The sequence below is a fragment of the Lysobacter sp. Soil_C_59 genome (assembly GCF_057656415.1).
The window spans coordinates 235,630-262,125 of sequence record NZ_JBDGKK010000005.1 but is presented as its reverse complement, the minus strand read 5'-3'; the positions used below and the strand labels follow the sequence as shown (position 1 = coordinate 262,125).

Here is a 26,496-nt window from a genome sequence, read left to right as displayed (position 1 = left end):
CGCGAGGCTGGCACCGGGCAGGATCCGGCGCGCGCGGGGATTCCGGCCCGGACTGCTGGCCGGACCATGGACGTCCTGTTTGCCCTACTGGGCGGCCGCCCAGACCAGGTGAGCGACTTCGGGCCGGGCGATGTCGCTGTGCGCGCCCGAGGGCGGACTGCCTTCGCGGATCACCGTGCTGCATTCGACGTTGTAGATGCGCCGGGGCTGGAAGCCGTAGGCGGCGTCCTTGCCCTGTACGGTGAGGTCGGCGATATCGAGGCCACCGCCGCGCAGGCCGAACGTGCCCACGCCGCCGTACCTGGGCAGCTCACCGGGTGCGAACGCCACCTGCCGGGCGACGCCGGCCGCGGCCGGATACAGGCTGCCTACGGCCATGTCGCGGCTGGACTGGGTGGTGACGATCGGTCCCGCCACCGCGTTCCCGGAGACCAGTTTGCGGAAATAACCCGGCTTTCCGGGTGCCGACGGGATGGCATCGCAGTACGACCACAACGACAGCGCCCCCTGCACCAGCACCATCGAATGCACCGGCCGCGGTAGCCGGCTGCCTGCTGGACCGGCGACGCTGGCCGAAGCGGCGATGCAGCCAAAGCTGTGCCCCATCAGATGCACGCGGACGTCGCGCCCTTCGCTGGCGCGCATCAACGCGGTCAGGAAGGCGAAGCCTCCGCGCTCGCCGAACTCCCGGGCGCGGTCCTTCATCTTCCAGAACGACAGTTGCACCAGCGGCGAGAGCAAGGCGTTGCGCACGCCACCACCGCCGAAGCTGGCGGCATCGTCGAGGGCATCGGCGTACGCGGCTTCGGCGTCGAACCGTTCACGGTCGCCGCCGGGATCGCCGCCGACACCTTCGGCACCCATGCCCGATTCGCGATCGAGCGCAGCGTAGGCTTCGCGCACGTCGTCGGGCAGCGTCGCCGGGGCGAACTGCATCTGCGCGGCTTCGAAGATCGTGCGCAGTGCCGCGCGCGCGGCCGGTGTGTCGGCGATCTGCCCGGCGCAGCGCTCGATCTCCGCTTCCAGGCCATCGGCCGCGCCGGGAGCGAACGAGGTTCCCGGCTCGAACGACTCCTCGCCGAACGGCAGGCTCGGCCAGTGCAGCCCCACCAGCAGCGGCTTGAAGCCCGGCCGCTGCTGCCTGGCCCGTTGCAGGTCGGCGTCGAGCGCCATCATCGCGCCCATCCACGCGCCGTATTGCTTGCGCGCGGCCGGGATGTCGCCCTTCCAGCCGTGGATGAAGACGAAGACATCGCTGGGTTGTTCGTCGCGCAGCGCCTGCAGCACGCGCTCGCTCATGCGTCCGTCGGAGTCGTCGTCGCGCTCGCGGCCCTTGGCGTCGAAGGTGACCAGGTAATAGGGAATGGTGGTCCCGGGGACGGTTTCGATGGTCATGGCGGCAACTCCGTGCAGGGCATCAGTTGGGATCAGGGGATCTGGACGGCCGGGTCGCCGATCACGACATAGCTGCGCGCGTCGTTGTTGGCAGTCCACAGCCCGGCCAGGCTGCGGTCGTCGGGGCGGGCGCCGAACTTGAGGTCTTCCAGCTCGCCATTGAGGCTGACGGCCAGGTCGGCGTGCTTCATCGAGAACGCGTCCATCGCCGCGCCGACGCGCGCGCCCTTCATCAACTCGCCCAGGCAGCTCTCGAAGGTGTGCGTCTGCGCGCCAAGACCGGGCCAGGTGAACGAGTAGGTCCAGGCGCGCTCGACGTGCCCGACCACGGCCAGCGTGCCGCCCTGTTCGCGCCCGAGCAGGCGACGCGGCAGGCTCGCCAGGAACGGCGCGGCAGCGATCTCGGCGCGCACGCCGTCGGCATGGGCGTAGTCGTCGAGTTGCGGCGTGCCGGCGCCGTAGCAGGCGAAATGGAACGCGATCGCCGGTGACGTCGATGCACCGTCGGCGACATCGTCCGCCGAGAAATAATGCTCGCCCGGAATCGCGCCGCGGTGCGCGCGCGGCCCGGGCCAGTCCTGGCACAGCAGCGCGCCCTGGTGCCGCAGCTGCAGCGGATCGTCCTTGGGAAATCCCATGCCATGGCTGGCGGTGACCAGCAGTGCCGGCGCATCGTCGCCGTTGAGCTGACTGGCAAGCGCGGCCTTGGTCGCCTCGGCCGCCATCAGTGTCTGCACCTGCCACGCGCGCGTTGTCGCCGGACCGGCCTGCAGCGATGCCGCCAGTGGCGTCATCAGCAGGTCGCAGCTCATCTGGGTGGCGCGGTCATCGTCGTTGCGCACGGCGAAGAAGCAGGCGCGGCGCATGGCCGGACGGCGTTGCTCGGCGGCGATCACGTTTTGCGCGTAATGCCCGTACTCCTGCGCGCTGTCGAAGGCGATGCGACCCACCGCGTAGTTCACGCCAAGCTCGTACTGGAAGCGGAACGGAATCGATTCGGGGCCGCCGACGATCAACAGGTAGTACGGCACGCGTTTGACCTGCGCCTGGCCGAGTTCGGCACCATTGCGTCCGAGCCAGGCGCGTGCCTTCTCGCCGGGGCGGTAGGCGCTGGCATCGGCGAACGTCTTGAAGAGGTCGCCGCTTTGCGCGCGGCGCAGATCCAGCAGCGGCTTGAGCGCCAGCACCACGTCCGCGGCGACATCGTGGGCGAACACCACGCCCCACCCCACCTGCGCCAGATCCTGCGGATCGATGCCGAGCGGTGCACCGAAGGTGAGATCGGTCGCCTCGTGGCGGACGCGCAGCTCGCCGCTAACGATCGCCTCCACCGGTTCGCCCCGCGCGATCCTCGCGATCTGGTCCAGGCTCAACGCCGACAGGTAGGAACCGGTGGCGCCATTGATGCCGTTCAATACGGGTACGTCGTCGCGATCGATCACGGCGTTCATGCAGGTCCTCGCAGGCTCACTTGCCGCGCGCCTTGGCGGTGGCCACGGCCCTGGCCGGGCGGCCCGTCAATGCACGCGCGGTGGCTTCGACGTTCGCCGGCGAGTAGTCCCATGCCAGCAGTTCCTCGCCGGCCGTCACCAGGAACGTTCCGTCCGCGCCCAGGGCGATGGCATTGACTGGCTTGCCCGAGCGCGGCGCGATGTCGATCGTGGAGCCGGTGATTGATCCCTTCGACCATTCCACGACGTTGCCGTCGCGGTCGGCCGACACCAGCACGGCGTCGGCACCGCGCGCCGGCGCGGAGTACGCCAGCGCGGTGACGGCGCGCTCGTGGTGCGGCACGGGATTCTTGATGCGGGTCAGCTCCGGCACGTTCCATTGCGCCAGCCAGCCGTCTTCACCGCCGGATACCACCACGTTGCCATCGGGTCGGAACGCCAGCGCCAGCACGTTCTTGCCGGCGTCGACCCAGCGCCGGTCGGTGCTGAAGGTGGGGTTGTCGCGCGCCTTCAGCCACAGCCGGATCAGTCCGGCTTCCGAACCGACCGCGAGACGGTCGGAACCGGGCCCGAACGCGAGGCTGGCGATGGGATCCTCGTTCTTGCCCAGCGACGGATCCACCACCGGGCGCGTGAGCAGCTGGGTGGATTGCATCCGCCAGCTGTCATCGCTGCCACGACGCCACAGGCTCAGCTTGGCGCCGACGCTGGTAGCCAGGAACTGTCCGTCGTTGCTGACAGCCGGTGTCGCCGGCACGCACTTGGCATCGCCGTGTCCTTCGCCATCGCCGCCCGACAGCACCGCGCGTTGCGCAGCCGCGCCTTCGCGCAATGCCCAGCGCAGCACCTTGCCGTCGCAGTCGGCGCTGATCAGGTGCGTGCCACCGGGTTCGAGCACGAAAGCAGCACGGCGGCCGGTGGACAGACTCCATTGCGGTTGTTGCTGCAAGCCGTTGCCGAACTTCTTCCAGAAGTGGATGCGGTCGTCCGGGCCAGCCGCTGCGAGCACGGATGAGTTGCGATCCAGCGACAGTGCCCGCCATGCCGCAGGTTCTATTCCGGTGAACGGCAACGGCTTCGCCAGTACCGAGCCGTTGCCGCGCTTGAGGTCGACCAGCCAGATCGAACGCGTGCCACCGACGGCGATCACGTCATCGCTGCCGGGCTGGTAGGTGGTGCTGTACAGACGCTCGCCGACTTCGCCGTAGCGCTTGGCGACGGTGCGACTGTCGATGTCGTCTGGCCCGGTGGCATTGGCCGGCAAGCGCCAGCGGATCACATAGCCATCGAGGCCGACGCTGACGAAATCGAGCGAGCCCGGCGCGAACGCGATGCCGCGAACCTGCGCATCCAGCTGGCCACGGCCGTGGAAGGCGACCGTCAGGCGCGTGCCGCTGGTCGCTGCGTTTGCCGCGGCCAGGTCCCAGACGTGCAGGAATCCTTCCGAGTCGCCGGCGACGAAGTAGCGCCCCGACGGATCGGCAGCGGCACTGAAGATGCCGACTTCGCGGGCCAGGTGGTCGCGGATGCTGAACCTGCGCCACAGCGCCGGTCGTCCGCTCTGTCCCGGCGCAATGGTCCAGATGCGCACGTTGCCTTCCAGGTCGGTCGACGCCAGGCGCTCGTCGCCGCCACCGGCCGGTGGTGGCAGGAACAGGATCTTCTGGATCGGCGCGGCCGATTCGCCGAACGCCGTCAGCGCGCGCGGCGCGGCCGGATTGGAGACATCCCACAACTCCACCATCTTGTCCCAGCCCGCAACCGCCAGCATGCGCCCATCGGCACTGAAGGCCACCGTGGTCATCTGCCTTCGCTGTCGTCCTGGCGTCGGATCGAGCAGGCCGATGCGTTGCAATCCGCCACCCTGCAGGCGCCAGAGCACGACGCGACCGTCGATGTAGGTGGATGCCACCAGTTTCGTTGGCTCGTACATCACCACCTGGTACGTCTCGGCGCCCTGGTCGGGCGTCATGTAGGCCGGGCCCGTCGTCTGCGGTTCCTGCAACGAAATGCGACCGTCCCAGGACCCCGCCAGCAGTTGCCGGCCGTCGCCGGTGAACACCAGCGACCACACCACGTGTCCGTGTGGATTGAGCCCGCGAACCACCGCCGCCGGCATGCCGCCGAGGCGTTCGCGCATGGCGCGACCGATCCGCTGCGACAACGACTGCCCTTCGGGCAAGGCATCGGCGCGCTCGCGCAGGCCGACCAGCATGTCCAGCGCCTGCACCGGCGGGTAGTCGCCGGTGCTGCGCACTTCGCGCGAGATCTCCGAGCGCTTTTCGCTTGCCTCCAGTTCCTGCTGTTCCTTCTTCAGGTCGAAGAACCAGTAGCCAAGCAGCGCCACCACCGCCAGTACGGCGGTGCCGCCAAGGGCGAGGTAGCGACGCCGCTCACGGGTGGCGCGTTTGTGTTCCTGTTCGCATGCCTGCAGGAACTGCTCTTCGTTGCTGTTGAGGTAGTCCGGATGCTGGCGGGCGAACTCGCGCGCCTCCTCCAGCTCGCGACCGGTGATCAGCCAGTTGCGGTCGTTGTGCGCGTCGGCCATCTGCCAGCGCTTGGCGCGCATCTGGAACGGCGTGAGGTGCGTGCGCTCCCACGCTTCGTTGGCCGCGTGGATCGGCGCCAGCAGGCGATCGTGCGATAGCTCCACCCATTCGCGGTCGTTGCGCACGTCCGAGCGCAGCAGGTGGGCGTCGATCAGGCGTCCAATGGCCGCGTCGATATCGCCCAGCGCAGTCGCATCGCGCAACGCCTGGGTGCGCACGCCGCCGGCGGTGACCAGCTGCGTGCTGATCCATTCGCGCAGCCTGCGTTCGGAGACGCCGGCGCCCGCGGCCGCCGCGTCCACTTCGCGGTCGAAGTAGGAGCGCAGTGCGAGATCGACCTCGCTGGCCTCGCAGGTGGCGACGTCGTCGGCCTGGATGCTGCGCTTCTCGCCGACGACGATGCGCTCCCACAAATCGCGGCAGACCACCTGCAACTGCACCGGCTCGACGAAACGTCCCTGGCGCGGTGTCTCGACGCCCTCGGCATCGCGAACCACCACCGTGCACAGGTCCCGCACCAGCTGCTGCGCGGCATCGGCCGACATGCGGTCGCCGGCGGGTTCGGCGATCGCCTCGCGGGCGGCATCCAGTGCCAGCGCGTCCATTCGATAGCGGAACGCCAGCGAAGTCGGAATGAGGTCCAGGTAGGGCTCGAGCTCGGCGACGCGGTCCTCGCGCATCGCGAACAGCGCCCAGATCGGCACCTGCGTGCCGTCGTCGGCATCCAGCCCGGCCAGCAGCGCGCCGAGTTCGTCGAGGAATGCGCGCTTGTCCTCCTCGTCGAGCGGATTGACCGTGAGCAGTTCCTCGAACTGATCGATGATCAGCAGCCAGTAACGCGACACCTCGCCCGGTGGCGTCGGCCCGAGGCGCTGCTGGAAATAACGCGCCAGCGAATACTCGGCCAAGGCCTGGTCCGTCAGCTGCTCGGCCTGCGGCAGGCGCCGCTCCAGTGCGCGCAGCATCGCCAGGCGGTAACGGTTGGTGACGGCGGCCGTTCCCCAGTCAGGGCAGAAGTAGCCCAAACGGATGATCGGCAACGGTTGCAGCTCGTAGAGCTCGCGCAGCGCCGGCGCCAGTGCGGCCTGGATCAGCGAGGTCTTGCCCGCGCCCGACGGCGACAACAGCAGGACCACGCGCTTGCTGACGATCAGGTCGACCAGTTCGTCGGTCTCGCGCTCGCGTCCGTACAGCTTCTGCCCGTCCGACAGCGGCACCGGTCCGACGTACGGATTCTCGCCGCGCACGTTGGCGTCCGGTCCTGGTGGCAGGGGCGCGTCGATCGTCATGGCCTAGTCGGTCTCGTCCTCGAAGCGTTCGATCAGCTTGACCATGAATTCCTCCGGCGAGCCCCAGAACAGGTTGATGCGCGCGTTCTCGCGGAAGTAGTTACGCAGGTACTGGTAGGTCTTGGACGGATCGGCCGACTGCGCCTCGTCCGGGCTCATCTGGATCGCCACGCGCGTGCGCATGCGCGACAGGTCGATGCCGGGCTGGCGCACGATGCTGCTGAACAGCACGCGGAAGTCCCAGGCATCCATCTGGAAGCCGAGCAGCATCAGGCCGGAACTGGCCAATGCGCGACTGACTTCCAGCGGAATACTGAGGTTGCGCGCCTCGTTGCGCGTCACCGCGGTAAGGAAGTCGAAGTAGTCGTCCTCGGTCATCACCAGGCTTTCGGGGTACTGGAAGTTGCCGAAGACGTGGAAGATCAGCGGCTCGGCGGCACTGGGCTTGTACTTCGGCTCCGGCACCGGGCCCTGCGGCAGCGTGCGGTCGCCGAGGCTGCGCCAGGTGCATAGCTGCACGTGTGGCTTGCGTCCGGCCTCGACCAGCGCGTCGTGCAGCATGTTGTCGCGGTTGGCGTTGACGTAGATGGCCACGGGCAGCTTCGCCAGCAGCTTGTGCACTTCGCTGGGATTGCCGACGCGCTCGGCGGCACCGATGTGCGAGATCAGTTCGTCGACCAGGCCCTCGCGCACCGGTCCCTGCTTGAGGTCCGGCGGAAGGCGGTCGGGAAACTCGCGGCGCAGGTAACGCGTGAGGTAGCCACGCAACTGACGCAGCACGTAGGCACGGCTCTGCTGGTACGCCAGGTACTGCGCCACCTGGGCCAGGTCGTCGCGATTGCGCGGCGCCAGCGGGAACTCGTAGCGCTCGGCCCACTCGCGCGCCATGGCGCGGGTCGACCCGAACACGCTCTCGACCAGTCCCGGCCCGAGCACCGGCACGCAGCGGCCGTCCTGGAGATCGCCCACTACCGCATCCCAACGGTCGAAGGATTCGGCGTCGACGTTGCGCGCAGGCCACAGTGCGCCGCTGCGCGAATGCGTGTAAAGCGCCGGCATCCACCAGTCGCGCTGGTCGCCGATATCGGCGCGCGCGGCGGCGACGGCGCGGTCGATCTGGCCGTCATCGACCAGCTCGCGGAACAGCCGCGGCATGAAGCGGGCAACCGAGGCCAGGGTGACATCGCCGCGCATCGCCAGCACGTTCGGCACGCCGGCCTGTGCCAGCCTCGGCGCCAGCGCGCCCAGTCCCTCGCCGTTCTTGCTGCCCGCGCTCTGGCACGAGGCCAGGATCACCAGCCGCGGCCGCTCGTTCGCGGCGGCGATGCGCTCGACCAGCTGCTCGCCCTTGACCATCTCGCCCAGGCCGTCTTCGTCTTCCAGCAGCAGGCGCGGTTCGCCGTCGGCGGTCAACGTGCCGTGGCAGGCCAGGTAGACGACATCGGAATAGCTCTCGCGCATGTCGCTGACGAGGTTGTAGACGGTGGCGTGCTTCTCCAGCCGGCGGATGGCGATGCGGCGGACACCGGGCACCAGCTGGGAGCGGATCGCTTGCGAGGCCGCTTCGAATTCATGGTCGGCATCGAGCGCCGGCTGGTTCCACTTCGTCGACAGGTCGCTGGGATTGGCGACCACCACCAGCACCTGCACGCTGTCGGGATCCTGCAACGGATGCAGGCGCAGGTCGCCGGTGCTGAGGAAGCGCGAGAACCAGATCGTCGGACTCGCCAGCAGCGGCTTGCCGGTGCCGGGCTCGTGGATCAGTTCCCAGTGCAGCGCATGCAGCTCCGGCGCGCTGGCCTGCACGTGCAGGCGGATGCGCAGGCCGTCGCGCGCAGCCGAGGCCACCCGCGCGCGCAGGAACGCCTCGTGGATCGGGTCGCCGGGATTGCCGAACAGCATCTGCGACAGCGCGGCACCGTAGGCGTCGGGATCCAGGGCGAGATCGCGCAGCTTCGGCAGGTCGATTGCCACGCGCACCGGATCGAGGATGTCGTTCTCGCGGTCCTGTTCGGTGTCGATGTACTTGCCGCCGACGAAGTAGACACCTCGATCCAGCCACTGGATGCGCAGTTCGAGTTCGCTGTACTGGGCGGCCATGGCGTCTGATCGTCCGCGCTCAGGGGTGGATCCAGAACGCGTTCTCGGCGAACGTTTCGCGGTTCCACCACCCCGGTTGCGCGGTGCCGTAGCGGAAATTGACCACGCCGGCCTGGCTTTGCAGGGGCGAGGTCACCTCGCCGGCGGCATCGCGCTTTGCGACGTGGTCGTCTCGTTCGGGCACGACCATGACGATGTGGCCGGAGCGGCCGTCGTCGCGGCGCCGCGCGACGATCAGCGCCACGGCGCCCTGGTTGGCGGCAAGCTGCAGCTTGGTCAGCGTACCGGTGCGGCGCCAGCCGAACATCGGCCCGAAATCGCGCAGCCAGCGGAACAGGTCGTTGGCGCGCATTTCGCGCAGGGTGTCGCCGATCAGCGAAGCCACGTCCTCGCCGCGCTGCAGCGCCAGCAAGGCCGGCGTCGACCACCACACGCGCGGCAGGTAGACGCCGGCCAGGTGGCAGTAGTCGTGGCAATAGATGTTGCAGAACGTCAGGCCGTCGCGCGGACGGTAGCGCCGGTGCGCGTCCTTGTCGACGCCGAGCCAGTCGATGATGGCCGCCAGTTCCAGCCGCAGCGTATCGACGTCGGTGCCATGTCGCCCCGGTTGTCCGTCTTCGTTGAGCGAGTGCGCACCGGCGGGATCGGCGCGTCGCGTGACCAGGCCACGACGGCGCGGCATGACGGCTTTTGGCAGCGCAGCAACCGCCTCGGTGGTCGCGACCGGTGCCCCGTCGGTGCCGCTGTCGGGGCGCAGGAACTGCGTCGATGCGAAGCCGCGCAGCAGCGCGCCCGACAAGCTGGTCTCCACCGCCATGAAGCCGTTGGTCGGCCGGCCGGTGATGGCGCGCACGCGCTGGCCATCAGGCAGCTCGCCGATCACGTTGGCGCGCAACGGCCTGGACTTGCGCGGCTGGCTGCGCAGGAACAGCGTCGACACCCGCGTATCGACGCGCATCGCCGGACCCGTCGCCTCGACCGGACTGGGCGGCGGCACGATCGCCTCGCCGCGCCGCGGCGGTTCGATCAATGGCTCCTCGCCGGCGACGGCGACCGTCTCGGACAGTCGCAGGAAGTCGAGCACCGCTTCGCCATAGAACTTTCCGCCTTCGGGACGGAATCCCTGGCGCAGACCGCGCCGCGGATCGAAGTTGCCGGTGTTGTAGGCGATCGCCACGGCAACCTGTTCGAGGATGCTCAGCGTGCCACGACCGCCGAAGCCGATCCTTTGTTGCTTCGAATGCAGCTCGCCCAACGCATGTGCAAGCGTCTGGTCGAACCTGGCATAGCGCTGCTCGAGGAAGTACGGCGCATCGACGCGGAAGAATTGCAGGTCGCGCTGGAACAGGCCGAAGCCGCGGCAGAACTTCTGCGGTTGCCGCGCCGCGCCGCGATAGGCGGGAACGTGCACGGCCATCTCGACCAGCGCCTGCCGGGCTATGGCGAGCATCGCCGCGCCGCCTCCGACCGACAGCAGCTGCGCCTTGTCGCGCGGAAAGGCGCGGCGGCCGCGACCATCGGGACGCCCGTCGATGGTGTCGCCGACACACAGTCGCAGCACTTCGGCTTCGCCCAGGCCCTGGCGACGCAGCAGCGGCCAGATCTCGCCGGTCTCCTGGCAGGCCAGCGCCACCATGAAATCGAGGCTGAAAGGCGTGTCCGCGATCGCGCGCCCGATGCGCGTCGCGAAGCGCGTCTTGAACCATCGAATGTCTGCACGATCGGGCACGACGGCAGTCCTTTGCTGGGGGATCGCAAAGCGGGCACGCGTCTTCGCCCACGCCGCAGGCGTGTTGGCGAAATTCCAGGCAGTTCACTGGATTCAACGCAGCCACTCTAGCGTGGCGGCCAGAGGGGTCACGCGCGCAGACCGTCGCTGCTAGGCCGAGCCAGTGTGAATGGGCGGCAGCAGCACCTGCACGCGCAGCCCGGGTGTCTGATCGAGCAGAAGGACCCGACCGCCGTGACGATGCACGATCGCCCGCACGAGACTCAGGCCGAGGCCGCTGCCGGGCGAACCGCGGTGGCTCTCCAGGCGCTGGAAGCGATCGAACACGCGTTCGCGTTCCGCCGCGGGAATGCCGGGACCCTGGTCGTCGATCTGCAGCAGCGCGCCCTGCGGCGTCGCGTGCAGGCGGACATCGACCGCGCTGTCGGCAGGTGCGTACTTGAGTGCGTTGTCGAGCAGGTTGACCAGCAGCTGGAACAACTGGTCGCGATCGCCGCGCACCTGCACCGGCTGCAGGTCCGCCTGCAGGCGGATGCCACGCTCGCCGGCGCTGGGCGTATAGAGCTCGACCGCGTCGGCCACCAGGGCCGCCAGTTCCAGCTGCGGTTCGTCCTGCGCCGGTGCCTGTGCCTCGATGCGGGCCAGCCACAGCAACGAGGCGAAGGTGCGCAGCAGCTGGTCGGTTTCGGCCACCGCCGCGTCCAGCGCCGCATCGCGCCCGAGGTCGCCGGGCTGCCGGCGCAAGTCCTCCAGGCCATTGCGCAACCGTGTCAGCGGCGTGCGCAGATCGTGGGCGATGTGATCGGTGGCATGGCGCACGCCGCTGAGCAGATCCTCGATGCGGTCGAGCATGCCGTTGAAGCGTCGCGCCAGCCGATCGAACGCGTCATCGCTGCCATCGAGCGGCACGCGCAGCGCGAGTTCGCCGCCACCGACCCGCTCGGCGGTCGCATCCAGGCTGCGCAGGCGCCCGGACACCCAGCGCGAGGTCAGCCAGCCGACCAGTGCGCCCAGGGTCGCCGCGACCAGCAATGCCGCCAAAGCGGCACGCAGCATCAGTTCGAGAAAACGGTCCTGCGAATGCAGGCGTAGTCCGACCAGCAGCGTGCTGCCGTCATCAAGCGGCTGCAGATACGCGATGACCCGGCGTGGCCCATCGGCGTCGCCGACATCGGCGGCTTCGAAGGTGATCCAGCGAGCTCGGGGCGCCGCATGCGCCTGCAGGCCCGAAGTCGCGACTACCGTGAGTCCATCGCGATCGACCAGCTCGTAGACCGCATCGGGATCCTCTGGCGATACGAGCCGATTACGCAGTTCGGCGATGAGTGCGGCACGCCCGCTGTCGCGATGGATCTCGGCCAGGCCGGAGGCATCGGTGCGCGCCAGTTCGCGTGCATCCTGCAGCAGCAGTGTCGACACGGCCAGATACACGCCTGCGCCGAGCAGAACGAATGCAACCAGGAACGAAGCCATGACCGCCAGCGCCAGCTGCGCGCTCTTGGATCGCGGCCACGGCATCGTCATTCGCGTCACTCGCCTAGCCGGTAGCCGGCACCACGCACCGTATGCAGCAACGGCGAATCGAAGCCGTGGTCGATCTTCTGCCGCAGCCGGCTGATGTGCACGTCGATGACGTTGGTCTGCGGATCGAAATGGTAGTCCCACACCGCTTCGAGCAGCATCGTGCGGGTGACGACGCGCCCGGCCTGGCGCATCAGGTATTCGAGCAGGCGGAATTCGCGCGGCTGCAGTTCGATGTGCTTGCCGCCGCGCTGTGCGCCGCGTCCGAGCAGGTCCAGTTCCAGGTCGGCCACGCGCAGGCGGGTGGGTTCGCGCTCCTGTCCGTCGCGACCGCGGCGGACGATGCTGTCCAGGCGTGCGCTCAGTTCGGAATAGGCAAACGGTTTGACCAGGTAGTCGTCGGCGCCGGCGCGCAGGCCTTCGACGCGATGCTCGACTTCACCCAGTGCGGTGAGCAGAAGCAGTGGGGTGGGATTGCCGGCGCCGCGCAGTGTCTGCAGCAGCACCAGGCCGTCGACCAGCGGCAGCATGCGATCGAGGACGATCGCGTCGTACTTCTCGGTGGTGGCCAGGAACAATCCCTGGCGTCCGTCGTTGGCGTGGTCGATGGCGTGTCCGTCCTCGCGCAGCCCCTTGGCGATGAAGGCGGCGGTGTGGGGATCGTCTTCGACCAGCAGGACTCGCATTCGGCTCGGCTCCGGCAACGCGAAAAAGGATACCCCGCCGAAGCACCTCGACGGGGTATCCGCCCGCTTGCACACGGGCTCCGGGGGGATCGTGGAATTAGTGCGGTGGTTCAGTGCAATGGTTCAGTGGAGGGGTTTTAGCTGCGGATCAGCTCTCCTTGCCGTCGCTGGCCTTCGGGGCCTTCTTGTCGGTCTTGCTGTCGGCCTTGGCGTGCTTGTGCTTGCTGACGCTGCTCTTGGCCGGGGCCATCGGGGTGGTGGCCGGGGTGGCGGCGAGTGCGGATCCGGCGAGTGCGGTCAGGGCGAGGGCGATCAGGGGCTTGCGGATGTTCATGGCGGTGTGACTCCGGGACTGGGTACGTTGACGAGGTACGTGGGGGAATCTCTCTTGTCGGTGGGGTCACTCCCCATCGCAGGTACAGATTGCGCGCGGCCGCTTCTCCACGATCTTTCCGGAGCATGAACAATCGGTAATGTTTGGCCCGCCCGCGGTCACGTCATCCCGGCGCACGCCGGGATCCATCTTGACGTTGCGGTTGGCCGCGAGCTTCTACGTCGGAGCGGCTTCCGCCTTCGGAGCGGCGTCGTCCGCAGGGGCGGGGAGTGCCCCGTCCCTTAGTCAGACATCCTGTCTGATGCGGGACGCGGGACATCCATGTCCCGCTGCGGTGCACTCCCCACCCCTGCGGCCAACGCTCTGGCGATTGGCTGCACGGTCTTCGGTAAGCGAAGAAGCAGAAGCAACGACACTGGGTTCCCGCCTTCGCGGGAATGACGGGCATACCTCACCGTCATCCCCGCGAAGGCGGGGATCCAGGGACGTTGGCTTTGGACCGGCCTTCGGCCTTTTCTTTTTGGTTACTTCTCCTTTGGCCCAGCAAAGAAAAAGTGACCCGCCGCTTTAGTGGCGGAAGCTGTTGACGTTGCCTACTTCGCCGGAATCTTCTCCGCGATGCGCGCCAGCATGTACGCATGGAACGGGTTGTAGCTGAGCCGACTGAGGCTCTCCTGCGAAACCACCAGCACATTGCGCTCGCCACGCACCGCCAACGCTCCAAGCTGCACGATCGGCTTTCCGGACGGCACGTTGCCGTAAAGCGCATCGTCCTGCGCGAACGGCAAACCAATGTGCGACAACGAATACACATCGGGCGGATAGCGCATCCCGACTGGTTGCTGCTGAACTACGCCCGCCCCCACGTCGCGCGTGCGCGCCACCACCGCTGCATCCTCGGACGAGGCCGCCCCCACCACCGTGAGCGTGTAGCGCCGCGCCGGATCCTGCAGCACATCGCCCACCCAGTCGGTCGGCGCAGTACGCAGGACCGGCGCGATCACACGGCTGCGGTTGACGTCGAACAGCACCAGCTCGCTGCCATTGGCCGCAAGCCGATCGAACAGCTGCGTCATGACGGCATGTGCACCGACCGTGTCGTCGACCACCGACTGGAACGCCAGGATCGGTGGCACCTGGTCCAGGCGCCTTTGCGCGGTCACTTCCTCCATCACCACGCGCAGCTCGTCGGTGACCAGGTACGACTCGCGCGCCGCGCGCACCGGGAAGGAGTTGTACTTGAATGCGTTGAACTCCGGCAGCACGTCCAGCCAGGCAGACTTGGCGTAGCGACTGAACAACGCCGGCCAGCCGGCGATGCCGGCGAAGCGGGCAAAGCGGTTCACCTCGATCATCGGCGACATCAGCACGATGCGGTCGACGTCGCGCTTGTCGCCGCGTTCGATCCGCGCCAGCACGTAATGCATCGCCAGCGCCGCGCCGTTGGAGTAGCCGACCAGGTGAACCGGCAGGCGCCCGCCAGCACGGTGCCGGGCTTCGGCCATCGCCATTTCCACCGTCGCATGCCACTCCTTGCGTCCGGCCTTCGTCAGTCCAGCCGGCACGGTGCCATGTCCCGGCATTCGCGGCGCGATGGCAATGAAGCCGTGCCGTCGATACAGCTCGGCCACGCTGCGCATGCTGTACGGCGAGTCCGTGAGGCCGTGCACCAGCACGACAACACCTTTCGCCGGGGCCTCGGGCTCGAGCACGTACGAGCGGTTCCAGTCGCGGCCGAATGCCTCGGGTGAGGTCAGGCTGGCGACGTAATAGCGATTGAGCAGCGTGCGGTCGCCTGGCTTCATGGCGCTGTCTAGCTTGCGACGCAGTTGCGCGTACATGCGCTGCTCGGCGGCTACGTAGCCTTGCCAGTTGCCGGCGGCAATCTCGCTGGCGCCAGGCTCCTCGGGAATGATCGTGTGCCACGGTTGCAGCGACGGCCCCTGCGTCGACTGGCACGCGCGCACGCAGACGGCCACGAGCACCAGCAGCGCCACGAGCACAGCGCCCTTGCGCAGCAGCGTGCCAGCAACGGCAAACAGTCGTGACACGAGGGACGATTCCGGCGGCCGGTCGAGGTCGTCATCATCGGGACTGGTGACCATGCGCGTTTACCTGCGGGGACCAAGTTGCGACGGATGGTCGCACGATCCGCGGCTGCCGCCAGTGTCCGCCCGGCCCGGTCCGAAGCCCCCCAGGCAGCGTTCGTGATGCCCAGATGGGCATCACATGGCCGCTGCTAGACTCCGGGCCACCCCGTCTCCCCCGAACGGATTCCGCCATGAACCTACGCCCGCTTGCCTGTGCCCTGGCCCTGAGCCTGATCGCCGGACTCGCCTCGCCGCCCGCCGATGCGCAGAAGAAGCGCGCTGCCAAACCCAAGGCCGCCGCCGCGGCAAGCGCGTGCAGCGACTTCTACGCCAACGCCAACGCCGACTGGCTCAAGGGCAACACGTTGCTGCCCAACGTCGGCTCGGTCTCTGCGCTGGAGCAACTGGGCGCACGCTCGCGCCAGCAGCAGCTGGACCTGCTCGATGCCGCGTCCAAGGCGCCGCAGGGCAACGTGCAGCGACTGCTCGGCGACTTCTGGGCCAGCGGCCTGGACGAGGCCGCGGTCGAACGCGACGGAGCCCAGCCGATCGCGCCGCTGATCGGTCGCATCGATGCGATCAAGAGTGCCAAGGACATCCCGCCGGCGATCGCGGCATTGCATCAGGTCGGCATCCCGGTGCTGTTCAACTTCGGCGCCGACATCGATCTCAACGACTTCAATCGCCACATCGGTTACTTCGCCCAGGGCGGGCTCGGCCTGCCCGATCCGGCCTACTACACCCGCACCGATGCCGACACGCGTGCGCTGATGGGGCGTTACAGCAACTACGTGCAGAAGATCCTGGCCCTGACCGGCACGCCGCAGGCACAGCTGGCGGCCGACGCGCAGGGTGTGATCGATCTGGAAACACGGATCGCCTCCGCATCCAGGCCGCTCCTCGACCTGCGTGACCCGCGCGGCAACTTCGGACCGGTGGCGACCAACACGTTGGGCAAGAAGTACAAGCGCCTGCAGCTGGACCAGTTCCTCAAGGTACAGGGCGTCAACGACGACACCGTGTCGATGGCCAACCCGGCGCTGTTCGCGCAGCTCGACAACCTGGTTGGCAGCCTCAAGCCGGCGCAGTGGAAGGCGTACCTGCGCTGGCGCATCGGCGATGCGATGGCACCGTACCTGGCCAAGCAATTCCGCGATGCCAGCTTCGAGTTCCGCGGCCAGGTGCTGCAGGGCCTGGCCGCGCCACCGTCACGGCCGCAGGCGGTGCTCGATGCGATCACGCTTGCCGCCGGCCCGATGGTCGGACACGAGTACGCCGCGCGCTACCTGCCCGCCGCCACCGACAAGCGCGCCGAAGAGATCGCGGCGAAAGTGCGCGATGCCCTCGGCCAGGCACTCGATCGCGACACGCGTTTCAGCGCGGCCGCCAAGGCCGAAGCCAAGGCCAAGCTTGACGCGCTGAAGATCGAAGTCGGCACGCCCAATCGCGACCTCGACTACACCGTGCAGCCGATGGGACGCGGCAGCTTCGGCAGCAACATGCTGATCGCATCGACCTGGCGCCATCGCGAAGAGATGAAGCGGATTGGTCGGGGCAATGCCGATCGTCGCTGGGATGTGTTGCCGCAGGAACCTTCGCTGGCCTACGACATCACCCAGAACCGCCTGATCGTGACCGCGGCGATGCTGCAGCCGCCGGTGTTCGACACCGGCAAGTCGGCGGCCTGGCTGTACGGATCGTATGGCGCGCTGGTCGGACACGAACTCAGCCACGGCTTCGACAACCGCGGCCGCTTCGTCGATGCCAAACAGGAACTGCGCGACTGGTGGACGCCGGCGGAAACCTCGGCGTGGGATGCGTTGAGCAAGCGCGTGGCCGTGCAGTACGGCGGCTTCGAGTATCCGGAACTGGGCGGCACGCGGGTCAATGGCATGCAGACCGCGGGCGAAGACATTGCCGACATCGCCGGTGTCGAACTGGCGTTGGCGGCCTGGCGTGCATCCGAACCGGCTGCCGCGAAACCGGCGAGCCAGGATTTCTACAAGGGCTGGGCCGCGTTGTGGCCGCAGCACATGACCACCGAGGCGGCGAGACAGCGCGCGGCCACCAGCGTGCATGCACCGGGGCGCTGGCGTGCGAATGGGCCACTGCTCAACCAGGCCGCCTTTGGTGAGGCGTTCGGGTGCAAGGCCGGCAGTGGCATGCAGCTGGCGGCGGATCAACAGATCAAGCTGTTCCCGTAAGGAGCAACGGCAACGTCACGATGGATCCCGGCTTGCGCCGGGATGACGTGACTGGGCTGTTGACTTGCGGGCCTGGGTCCCGGCGTTCGCCGGGACGACGGTGACACTGTTCCCGGCGTTCGCCGGGACGACGGTGACGGGTTAGCGCACTACCCGCATTTTTGGCGGGCCCTTCTTCTTGCCGAAGGGAGGCTGCCCGCGCCAGTAGCGGATCAGCAACCAGCCGAACAACATGCCGCCCAGGTGCGCGAAATGCGCAACGCCCGGCATCGCATTGGTCACGCCGAGCAGCAACTCGATCGCGCCATAGACCAGCACCAGCGTGCGCGCCTTCATCGGAATCGGCGGGATCAACAGCATCACCCGCTGGTTCGGGAACAACAGGCCGTAGGCGAGCAACAGGCCGAAGATGCCGCCGGACGCGCCCACGGTCGGATAGGCTTCGCCACCCTGCGACATGGTCCACATGCCCACGCCGATCTGGCACAGCGCCGCACCGGCCACGCACACCAGGTAGTAGGTCAGGTAACGGCGATCGCCCCACACGTGTTCCAGCGGCGCGCCGAACATCGCCAGCGCCAGCATGTTGAACAGCAGGTGGGCGAAGTTGCCATGCATGAAGCCGTAGGTGAGCAACTGCCATGGCATGAAGCCGACGCCGTCCAGCTCGCCGCCACCGGGCGGCCACAGCATGAACTGCGCGAGCGCGATGTCGCCGAGCGCCCATTGCAACAGGAACACCAGCCCGTTGGCGATCAGCAGGGCCTTGGTGACGGGGGGAAGGTTGGAAAACATTGCGACTCCTGAGGCTGCGCTACATGGTAGCCGCTGACCGGCACGATCGGGCCGGAGGAATGATTCGCTGAGCCTGCAGCCTCAGCCCGGGCGCTTGGCGCGTGCGGGTGCCTTGCCGGGCGCGGCCGACTGCTTTGCAGGGGTTGTCCGCGCGCGTCGCGGCTTCAATGACCCGGGGGCCGCCATGGGCATGCCCCACACCTGCTCGTCGAGCGTGGCGGCCGCGCGCTGGCCGCGCACGCGCCCGGCCTCGACCCGCACGCCCTCGGCGCGCAGCCGCTGGCCCTGCTCACGAAAGCCCTTGGACCCTTCGGGGAAGGCGATGCGGCCGTCGGAGCGCAGCACGCGGTGCCACGGCAGGCCCGGGTCTTCGTTCTGCCCGAGGATCCGCGCCACCAGGCGCGCCCTGCCCGGCAAGCCGGCGCGACGTGCGACCTCGCCATAGCCTGCGACTTCGCCCGCCGGGATCGCACGGATCGCGGCCAGGATGCGCGTTGCGGCGGCGTCCTTTGCGGCAGTGGGCTTGCTCATCGCGGTAGCATACCGATCATCCCCCGGAAGGAGCCGCCACGTGCGCAACTTCGAATCCATCCGTCGCCATCTCAAAGCGGCCGATTTCAACACCACCGAACATGGCGCCGATCTGATCTGCATCGAGCTGTCTCTCGAGCAGGGAACGCGTCACCAGGCGATCTTCCTGTCCGAACTGGACGACGACGACGGCCGTCCCTACCTGCGGGTCAGCACTGCGGTCTCGCCGATCACCGGCCTGGATGCCAGGCGCGCACTGATCTTCAACTGGCAAAGCCGCGTCGGCTATCTCGCCATCGGCGATCTCGACGGCGTGCCGCATCTGCAGCTGTGCGAGAACCGTCCGTACGAAGGCCTCGATGCGGCCGAGATCGACCGCCTGGTGCTGGAGATCGGCGGACTGGGCGACCGCATGGAGCGGTCGCTGTCGGCGGGTGGGGATCTGTTCTGAAAAACCCTGTCACCGTTCGTCCTGAGCGTAGGCGCAAAGCGCCGAAGTCGAAGGATGGACGGGGTACAGCGCGCGGGATCCTTCGACTTCGGCCTGCGGCCTACGCTCAGGACGAACGGTGACTACCTCGTGGGGCTGGCTTACGCCCAGCCCATCGCCCGGAACAACTCGAAGAACATGTAGGCGATACCACCTGCGGCCGGGATCGTCAGGATCCACGCCCAGATCATCTTCTCCACCACGGTCCACTTGATCGCGTTGAAGCGCTTGGCCGTGCCCACGCCCATGATCGCAGACGAGATGTTGTGCGTGGTCGACACCGGGATGCCCAGCGACGACGCCGCCATGATCACCGCGGCGGCGCTGGTCTCGGCAGCGAAGCCATTGATCGGGTGCAGCTTCACCAGCTTGTGACCCAGCGTCTTGATGATGCGCCAGCCGCCCGCGGCGGTACCGGCGGCCATCACGATGGCGCAGGTGAACTTGATCCACGTGTCGATGTCGTTGTTTTCCAGCGCCTCGCGCGAGGGATGCAGGAAGGCGAGCCACGACGGCAGGTTGTCGAGCGTGCCGGCCGACTGCGCGCCGACCAGCGCCAGGGCGATGATGCCCATCGTCTTCTGCGCATCGTTCATGCCGTGGGCAAAGCCCATGCCGGCGGCGCTGACCAGCTGCGCCTTGCCGAAGAACGCATTGACCCAGCGCGGCCGCGCCATGCGCGCGAGGAAACCGCCGCTGCTGGCCATCGCCGAGATGATCGCGAACAGCACGCCCATCACCAGGAAGCCGGAGGCGAAGCCGAGCAGCGGCGAGCTGAACATCGGCACGACCACCTTCCACAGCACGCCGGCGCTCTTGTACCAGGGGTCGGCAGGCTGCGACCAGATCACCGCGTGGAAGTTGTTGCTGGCCGCCGCAACTGCCGCGCCGCACAGTCCGCCGATCAGCGCGTGCGAGGACGAGGACGGAAGGCCCTTCCACCAGGTGATCAGGTTCCACACGATCGCGCCCAGCAGCGCGCACAGGATCAGCTGCGAGGTGACCTGGACGACGCCGTTGTCGAGCAGGCCCGACGCGATGGTCTTGGCCACCGCCGTGCCCCACAGCGCGCCGAGCAGGTTGGTCGTCGCCGCCATCGCCACCGCCTGCATCGGCGACAGCACTTTGGTCGCGACCACGGTCGCGATCGAGTTGGCGGTGTCATGGAAGCCGTTGATGTATTCGAAGGCGAGTGCCGCGAATACCACGACCAGGACCAGGGTCAACATCGGCCCGGCCCTCAGGAATTCTTCAGCACGATTTCGTAGGCCACCACGCCCGCCTCGCGGCAGCGGTCGATGGCTTTCTCGAGGATCTCGAAGAACTCCTTGAGCAGGAACATCTGCAGGTTGTCCAGGCGACCGGAATAGATGTCGCGGTACAGCTCCAGCATCAGCCGGTCGGCCTCGTTCTCGATCGAACGCAGCTGGTCGTTGAGCGCCTTCATCGGCTCCAGCTTCAGGTGGCGCAGCTGGTGGACCATCTGCACCACGACCCCCGACGCCTGCTCCAGCATCGCCGCGCGCGGCGCGAAGTCGATGTGCTCCAGGTGGCGCGTCGCCAGCGAATAGCGGTCGGCGAACTTCTCGACCTGCTTGGGGATCTTGTACAGCGCAGTGCCCAGCGCCTCGATGTCTTCGCGCTCGATCGGGGTGATGAAGCTGTTGACCAGCTCCTGGCTGATCTTGTCCGAGGCGTCACGCTCGCGCTGGCGGGCCAGCTTGAAGGCGTCCAGGGCCGGTTGGCGGTCGGCCGCCTTGAGCATGGCGTGCAGCGCCTTGGTGCTGTCGTGGGCGGCGACTGCGGCCTCTTCCAGCAGGGTATAGAACTGGTTGCCTTGGCCGAAGATCGTTTGCAGGGAGAACATGCGGGAGGTGCCTTCTAGGTGCCGGACTGGCGGCTCGGTGGGGTTCTGCGGGCGGAATTATGACGGTTCGGGGACAGCCGCGCTTGCCTGACGGGTTGAATTCGGCGGCCCTGCTACCATCCCTGCTGCTTGCGCCCCCCTTTTCCCTGCCCCCGGCCCCATGGACGACGACCCAAAACAGCCCTCCGCGCACGCCTGCCCCCCTCTCCCCCATCACGGCGTGTGCACTCCGGCCTGCCATCCTGAGGTAGGGACCGCATGCTGGAACTGCTGACCGTCATCGCCCTGATCATCCTCAACGCCTTCTTCGCACTGTCGGAGATGGCGCTGATGACCTCGCGCAAATTGCGCCTGAAGCAGATGGCCGAAGACCCGGTCCATCCCAGCCGCGGCGCCCGCACCGCCCTGCTCCTGGCCGAGCACCCCGACAACCTGCTCTCGACCGTGCAGGTCGGCATCACCCTGATCGGCGTGCTGACCGGCGTCTTCGGCGGCGAGGCGATCGGCCTGGCCATCGCCGGCTGGATGCACGACCTGTGGCCGGCCGCGGCCAAGTACAGCCGCGCCATTGGCATAGGCACCGCGGTCAGCCTGATCACCGCCGCGCAGGTGATCTTCGGTGAGCTGATCCCCAAGCGCCTGGCCCTGACCAACCCCGAACGCATCGCCAGCGCGATCGCGTTGCCGCTGTATGGCCTTTCGCGCGCGGCCCGGCCGGTGGTGGCCACGCTGGGTGCGATCAATCGCCTCGTGCTGCGCATGCTCGGCATCAAGGACGACGCCCGCAGCGCCATCAGCGAAGAGGAAATCCGCCTGCTGGTCAGCGAAAGCCACGAGCAGGGCGTCATCGATGCCGACGAGCGCAAGATGATGAACCGCGTGCTGAGCCTGGGCGACCGCACCGCCGAGAGCCTGATGACGCCGCGCACGCGCATCGCCTGGCTGGACGCCGCCGCGGAATTCGCCGAGAACCTGGCGGCAATGCGCGAGACACCGTTCTCGCGCTACCCGGTCTATCGCGGCAACGACAGCGAAGTGCTCGGCACCCTGGAGGTGAAGGCGCTCCTCGACCGCCTGGACGAGAAGGCGCCGGATCTGTTCAAGCATTTGCGCGAACCGCTGTTCGTTTCCGAGTCCACGCATGCGATGAAGCTGCTGGAGATCTTCCGCGAGGAGCAGCAGTCGCTGGCCCTGGTGGTCGACGAGTACGGCGACATCAGCGGCATGGTCACTGTCGGTGACCTGATGGACGCGGTGGTCGGTCGCATCCATTCCAGCACCGTCCATTCCGGCGAAGCCGAAGAGGACAGTTCACCGGTGGTGGAACGCGCCGACGGCTCGTACCTGCTCGACGGGTCCCTGGCCATCGAGGACCTGCGCGAGCTGATCGGCGGCGGCCGCCTGCCTGACGAAGACGAGCACGATTTCCACACCGCCGCAGGCATGGTGATCGCCCACTTCGGCCGCATCCCCTACGTCGGCGAGCACTTCGACTGGAACCAGTGGCGCATCGAAGTGGTCGACCTCGACGGCCCACGCATCGACAAGTTGCTGCTGCAACGCATCGAACAGGAACCGATTCCGGATGACACAGCGGGCTAGCCACGAGCGGCGCCACGAAGCTGGGCCCGAAGCCGGTACGCGCGCACTGCTCGACGGCTTCGCGGAAGGCGACCCGAACGAGCAGTTGCGCATGAGCGACGTGCTGCACGGCCTGGGCGACCGCTCGTTCGGCATGCTGCTGTTCGTATCCACGATTCCGGCCTTCATCCCGATACCGGGACTGGGCGGCGCGATCAGCGGCCCGCTGGTGATCCTGATCGGCCTGCAGCAATTGTTCGGCATGCGCGAACCGTGGCTGCCCGGATTCCTGGCACGTCGCGGTCCGCACCGCAGCGCGATGGCGCGCTTCCGCGACCTGCTGGCGCCGTGGCTGTCGCGGCTGGAGAAACTGGTACGTCCGCGCGCCACCGGGATGCTCGATCACCGCCTCGCCGACTTCTTCACCGGGTTGCTGCTGGTGCTGCTGGGCCTGCTGCTGTCACTGCCGATCCCGTTCACCAACTTCCTGTTCGGCGGATTGTTTGTGGTGTTCGCGCTGGCGCTGCTCGAGCGCGACGGCTACCTGATGGCGATCGCCTGGGTTGCCGGCGTGATAGCGATCGCGGTGTTCGGAATCCTGTCCGGGAGCCTGGCGGCCGCTGCGGCGCGCTGGATAGACATGTTGATGTGAGGCGCTGCGCGCCTCTCCCCCTCTTCCGCCCTTCGGGCACCTTCTCCCACAAGGGGAGAAGGACGATTCCCTCTCCCCTTGTGGGAGAGGGACAGGCCGCCCTAGGCGGCCAGGGAGAGGGGAACGCGCATCAGCAAGCGACCGCCATGAACTCTTCCGCCGTCACCGGATGTCCCAGCCAGTAGCCCTGGGCGAAATCGCAGCCGCGCTCGCGCAGGATCGCGTACTGCCCTTCCTTCTCGACGCCCTCGGCCACGACCAGGATTCCCAGCGAGTGCGCCATGGCGATGATGGCCGTCGTCAGCGCCAGGTCATCGGGATCGCGCAGCACGTCGGCGACGAAGCTGCGGTCGATCTTGACGCCGTCCACCGGCACGCGGCGCAGATGGCTCAGCCCCGAGAAACCGGTGCCGAAGTCGTCCAGCCACACCTTCACGCCCATGCCGCGCAGCTGCGAGAGCAGGCTGCTGGCGTGGCGCTCATCGCCGATCACCGCGGTCTCGGTCAGCTCCAGGTGCAGCAGGTCGGCCGGCAATCCGGTTTCGCGCAGCGACGCTTCCACCACATCCGGCAGGTCGCCGTTGCGCAGCTGGCGCGGTGACACGTTGACCGCGAGGAATAGCGGTTCTTCGCCCGAACGCGATTCCTGCCAGCGCACGGCATCAGCACAGGCCTGGCGCAGCACCTGCGGGCCCAGCACTTCGATCAGGCCGCTCTGTTCGGCGACGTCGATGAACACCGAAGGCGCAACCACGCCCAGCTCCGGATGTTTCCAGCGCAGCAGCGCCTCGGCGCCGATCATCGCGCCGTCGACCAGGCGGAACACCGGCTGGTAGGCAAGGCTCAGTTCGCCGCGGTCCCAGGCACCGCGCAGTTCGTGCTCCAGGTGGACGCGACGCTCGACCGCCTGGTCCATCGCGCGGCTGTAGAAGCGGAAGCAGTTCTTGCCGGCGACCTTGGCCTGGTACATCGCGATGTCGCCGTTCTTCATCAGCGAGGTCGCGCCGGAGGCATCTTCCGGGAACAGGGTGATGCCGATCGAGGTGCCGAGGAACACCTGGCGGTCCTGCACCATGATCGGTTCACCCAGTTCGGTCACCAGCGTCTCGGCCAGGTGCGTGGCTATCTTGCGCACGTCGGCGTTGGGGTCGTGGTTGGCCTGGACGAGGATGACGAATTCGTCGCCGCCGAAGCGCGCCAGCATCGCCTCGTCGCCACCGATTCGCTGCACGGTGTGCTCGATGCGGCGCGCGCACTGCAGAAGCACGTCGTCGCCGGCATCGTGGCCGAGGGTGTCGTTGACGCGCTTGAAGTCGTCGATGTCGGCAAACAGCAGCGCCAGTTGGCAGCCGGCGCCGTGCAACTGCAGCAGGCGCTGGTCGAGCGATTCGCGGAACGCCAGTCGATTGGCGAGCCCGGTCAGCGCGTCGGTGTAGGCCATGCGCCGGATCTCGCGATCGTGACGCGCCAGGCTGCGGCTCATCCGGTCGAAGGCCAGCATCAGATCGCCGACTTCGTCGTTGCGGTTGTCGATCGGCGTGGCGGTATCGAAGCGACCGGCCTCGATTGCGCGCGCCGACTCGGCCAGCTCGCGGATCGGGCGCACCAGCAGGCGCTGGATCAGCCACAACGAGAGCGCGCCGAAGGCGAGCATGCCCGCGCCCAACAGGCCGATCCAGATCACGTAGCGTTGGCTGAGCGCGTCGAGGCGGCCGCGCAGCTGGCCCACGGCCTGCTCCTGGTAGCGCCGCATCGCACCAAGGTCGTAACCGATGCGAACGCCGCCGATGCGCTGCTGGCCGATCATGATCGGCGCCGACACGTCCATCACCTTTTCATTGCATTGCGTCAGCAGCGCCCTGGAGGCGATGACCTTGCCGGACATCGCATCGTCCATGCGCTTGCCGTAATTGACGATTGCCTCGCTGCCGTCGTGCAGGACCTGGCCGGCGTCGTCATAGACGATCACGTAGCGCACGTCGCGGTTGCGCAGCGTGGCCCGGCTGAGCACGCCGATCGCGTCCAGGTCGGAGTAGTACATCGGATTGGTCAGCGTGGCCGCCAGCTGCGAGACGGCACCCTCGCCCTGCCGGCGCAGGCTTTCGCCCATCATCGTGCGCATGGTCTGGCGGCTGACGCCCTCGACTTCCATGCGCATGCGCTCTTGCCGGTTGAACAGCAGCGCGACCAGCGCCAGCACCACCAGCAAGGCGATGCCCATCAACAGCATGAACTTGGCTTGCAGGCCGAATCGAAGGTTCATTCGACCTCCGCCCGGACCCGCGTCACGCCGTTGGCGATGTGGTCCAGCGCGCGCTTGGACTCGGGATCAATCGGCATGAACCGCGTGGTGCCGAAGAACCGCAGCAGGGCGTCGCCGGCTTCGGGGTCACCGGCGGCGTCGATGAGGACTTCGCGCAGGCGCGCTTCGACGCGCGGGTCGAGGTCGCCGCGCACCATTTCTATGGCGCGAGGGTATTCCTCGCTCTCGCCGATCACGACCAGGTCGTTGCGGAACGCCGGCGGCATCCGTCGCGGATTGCCCCAGTCGAGGTTGCTCATCACGCCGACATCGGCCAGGCCCTTGTGCACCCAGGTCGAGATGTTGAGTTCGGACCAGGCGAACATGTAGCCGACCGCGCCGCTTTCGATGCGGTCATCCGGCGACAGCAGGATCTCCAGCGACAGCCCGCGATCGAGCAGTTCGATCGCCGGTACGAAGTAGGCACTGGTCGAGGTCGGCCGCTGGAAGGCGACACTGTGACCGCGCAGGTCGGCGATCGAACGCAGGCCGCTGTCGCGACGGGCGAAGAACAGGCTGTGGTAGTGGCTGGTGCCGTCACGCTCGGTCAGCAGCAGGGGCTTGGCCGTGGCGCGCTGGCGCAGCAGCATCGCGGTGCCCGTGGTTTCGGTGACCCAGTCGACCCGGCCGCGGCGCAGATAGCTGGCCATCTGCTGCGTGTCCTTGGCCATCAGGATGCGGCCCTCGCGGATGCCGACGTCGGCCATGCGCGGCACCACGTAGTCGAGCAGCGGCTTGAGCTGCTCGTAGTGGGTCTTGGGGTCGTCACTGATGCGCCCGAGCACCAGCACGCCGGAGTCATTGCCGGCCATTGTCGGAAACGACACGGCCGCCGATGCCAGCGCGAGTACGGACAACAGGGCAATACGACTCAGGCTAGCGATCAAGTACGGACAACCCGTCAAAGTGCCGGGGCCAGCCTAATACGAA

At 67.7% G+C, this 26,496-nt stretch carries 18 protein-coding genes and 1 pseudogene; 4 read left to right on the top strand and 15 right to left on the bottom strand.

Going from position 1 to position 26,496, the window contains the following annotated elements; all coding sequences use genetic code 11:
• Positions 1 to 84 precede the first annotated feature (84 nt).
• The 9 genes from AC3A3Q_RS12515 to AC3A3Q_RS12475 all read right to left on the bottom strand — a co-directional run bounded on the left by AC3A3Q_RS12515 (position 85) and on the right by AC3A3Q_RS12475 (position 15,159).
• Positions 85 to 1,395 (bottom strand): hypothetical protein, encoded by a 1,311-nt coding sequence (locus tag AC3A3Q_RS12515; RefSeq protein ID WP_487586560.1) that lies wholly within the window; start codon positions 1,393 to 1,395, stop codon positions 85 to 87.
• A gap of 32 nt (positions 1,396 to 1,427) precedes the next feature.
• The gene (locus AC3A3Q_RS12510) at positions 1,428 to 2,846 is read right to left on the bottom strand and encodes a hypothetical protein (protein ID WP_487586559.1); all 1,419 of its coding nucleotides are present in this window, start codon (positions 2,844 to 2,846) and stop codon (positions 1,428 to 1,430) included.
• A gap of 16 nt (positions 2,847 to 2,862) precedes the next feature.
• Complete coding sequence (locus tag AC3A3Q_RS12505; RefSeq protein ID WP_487586558.1) at positions 2,863 to 6,684, bottom strand: nSTAND1 domain-containing NTPase; 3,822 nt, start codon at positions 6,682 to 6,684, stop codon at positions 2,863 to 2,865.
• A gap of 3 nt (positions 6,685 to 6,687) precedes the next feature.
• Complete coding sequence (locus tag AC3A3Q_RS12500) at positions 6,688 to 8,784, bottom strand: CHAT domain-containing protein (protein WP_487586557.1); 2,097 nt, start codon at positions 8,782 to 8,784, stop codon at positions 6,688 to 6,690.
• Between the two features lie 19 nt (positions 8,785 to 8,803).
• Entirely contained in the window at positions 8,804 to 10,513 is a 1,710-nt protein-coding gene (locus tag AC3A3Q_RS12495; protein WP_487586556.1) for a hypothetical protein, read from the bottom strand.
• 150 nt (positions 10,514 to 10,663) lie between these two features.
• On the bottom strand, positions 10,664 to 12,037 hold the full coding sequence (locus AC3A3Q_RS12490) for a sensor histidine kinase (RefSeq protein WP_487586555.1): 1,374 nt from the start codon (positions 12,035 to 12,037) through the stop codon (positions 10,664 to 10,666).
• A gap of 5 nt (positions 12,038 to 12,042) precedes the next feature.
• Positions 12,043 to 12,720, bottom strand: coding sequence for a winged helix-turn-helix domain-containing protein (locus AC3A3Q_RS12485; protein WP_487586554.1), 678 nt, complete (start codon positions 12,718 to 12,720; stop codon positions 12,043 to 12,045).
• 148 nt (positions 12,721 to 12,868) lie between these two features.
• The gene (locus AC3A3Q_RS12480; protein WP_487586553.1) at positions 12,869 to 13,054 is read right to left on the bottom strand and encodes a hypothetical protein; all 186 of its coding nucleotides are present in this window, start codon (positions 13,052 to 13,054) and stop codon (positions 12,869 to 12,871) included.
• 593 nt (positions 13,055 to 13,647) lie between these two features.
• Positions 13,648 to 15,159 carry an alpha/beta hydrolase gene (locus AC3A3Q_RS12475; RefSeq protein ID WP_487586552.1) on the bottom strand — a complete coding sequence of 504 codons (1,512 nt, stop codon included), beginning with the start codon at positions 15,157 to 15,159 and terminating at the stop codon, positions 13,648 to 13,650.
• A gap of 176 nt (positions 15,160 to 15,335) precedes the next feature.
• On the opposite strand from AC3A3Q_RS12475, the gene AC3A3Q_RS12470 reads away from it, so the two are divergent.
• Positions 15,336 to 17,348, top strand: a complete 2,013-nt coding sequence (locus tag AC3A3Q_RS12470; RefSeq protein WP_487586551.1) for a M13 family metallopeptidase — start codon at positions 15,336 to 15,338, stop codon at positions 17,346 to 17,348.
• Between the two features lie 141 nt (positions 17,349 to 17,489).
• Here the strand turns inward: AC3A3Q_RS12470 and AC3A3Q_RS12465 are convergent, their stop codons facing one another.
• Both AC3A3Q_RS12465 and AC3A3Q_RS12460 read right to left on the bottom strand, forming a co-directional pair.
• Positions 17,490 to 18,143: a rhomboid family intramembrane serine protease gene (locus tag AC3A3Q_RS12465; protein ID WP_487586550.1), complete on the bottom strand. Its 654-nt coding sequence runs from the start codon at positions 18,141 to 18,143 to the stop codon at positions 17,490 to 17,492.
• 192 nt (positions 18,144 to 18,335) lie between these two features.
• Positions 18,336 to 18,674: pseudogene (locus tag AC3A3Q_RS12460) on the bottom strand (MGMT family protein); the annotation flags it as partial.
• A 40-nt stretch (positions 18,675 to 18,714) separates the two neighbouring features.
• Between AC3A3Q_RS12460 and AC3A3Q_RS12455 the strand changes: the two are divergent.
• Positions 18,715 to 19,125 (top strand): hypothetical protein, encoded by a 411-nt coding sequence (locus AC3A3Q_RS12455; RefSeq protein WP_200604489.1) that lies wholly within the window; start codon positions 18,715 to 18,717, stop codon positions 19,123 to 19,125.
• Between the two features lie 140 nt (positions 19,126 to 19,265).
• Here the strand turns inward: AC3A3Q_RS12455 and AC3A3Q_RS12450 are convergent, their stop codons facing one another.
• Both AC3A3Q_RS12450 and AC3A3Q_RS12445 read right to left on the bottom strand, forming a co-directional pair.
• Entirely contained in the window at positions 19,266 to 20,393 is a 1,128-nt protein-coding gene (locus AC3A3Q_RS12450) for an anion permease (protein WP_487586549.1), read from the bottom strand.
• Positions 20,394 to 20,404: 11 nt separating this feature from the next.
• On the bottom strand, positions 20,405 to 21,031 hold the full coding sequence (locus tag AC3A3Q_RS12445; RefSeq protein WP_487586548.1) for a DUF47 domain-containing protein: 627 nt from the start codon (positions 21,029 to 21,031) through the stop codon (positions 20,405 to 20,407).
• Between the two features lie 258 nt (positions 21,032 to 21,289).
• Here AC3A3Q_RS12445 and AC3A3Q_RS12440 point away from each other — a divergent pair, with 258 nt between their 5' ends.
• Together AC3A3Q_RS12440 and AC3A3Q_RS12435 are read left to right on the top strand one after the other, a co-directional pair.
• The gene (locus tag AC3A3Q_RS12440; RefSeq protein ID WP_487586547.1) at positions 21,290 to 22,633 is read left to right on the top strand and encodes a hemolysin family protein; all 1,344 of its coding nucleotides are present in this window, start codon (positions 21,290 to 21,292) and stop codon (positions 22,631 to 22,633) included.
• Positions 22,617 to 23,264, top strand: a complete 648-nt coding sequence (locus AC3A3Q_RS12435) for an exopolysaccharide biosynthesis protein (protein WP_487586546.1) — start codon at positions 22,617 to 22,619, stop codon at positions 23,262 to 23,264. The genes AC3A3Q_RS12440 and AC3A3Q_RS12435 overlap by 17 nt, the downstream gene beginning before the upstream one ends.
• A gap of 130 nt (positions 23,265 to 23,394) precedes the next feature.
• On the opposite strand, the gene AC3A3Q_RS12430 is transcribed toward AC3A3Q_RS12435, so the two are convergent.
• Both AC3A3Q_RS12430 and AC3A3Q_RS12425 read right to left on the bottom strand, forming a co-directional pair.
• A complete protein-coding gene (locus AC3A3Q_RS12430) occupies positions 23,395 to 25,527 on the bottom strand; it encodes a putative bifunctional diguanylate cyclase/phosphodiesterase (protein WP_487586545.1) in 2,133 nt (710 codons plus the stop codon).
• Positions 25,524 to 26,378: a phosphate/phosphite/phosphonate ABC transporter substrate-binding protein gene (locus tag AC3A3Q_RS12425; protein ID WP_200606281.1), complete on the bottom strand. Its 855-nt coding sequence runs from the start codon at positions 26,376 to 26,378 to the stop codon at positions 25,524 to 25,526. Before AC3A3Q_RS12425 ends, AC3A3Q_RS12430 begins: the two co-directional genes overlap by 4 nt.
• Between the last annotated feature and the right edge of the window lie 118 nt (positions 26,379 to 26,496).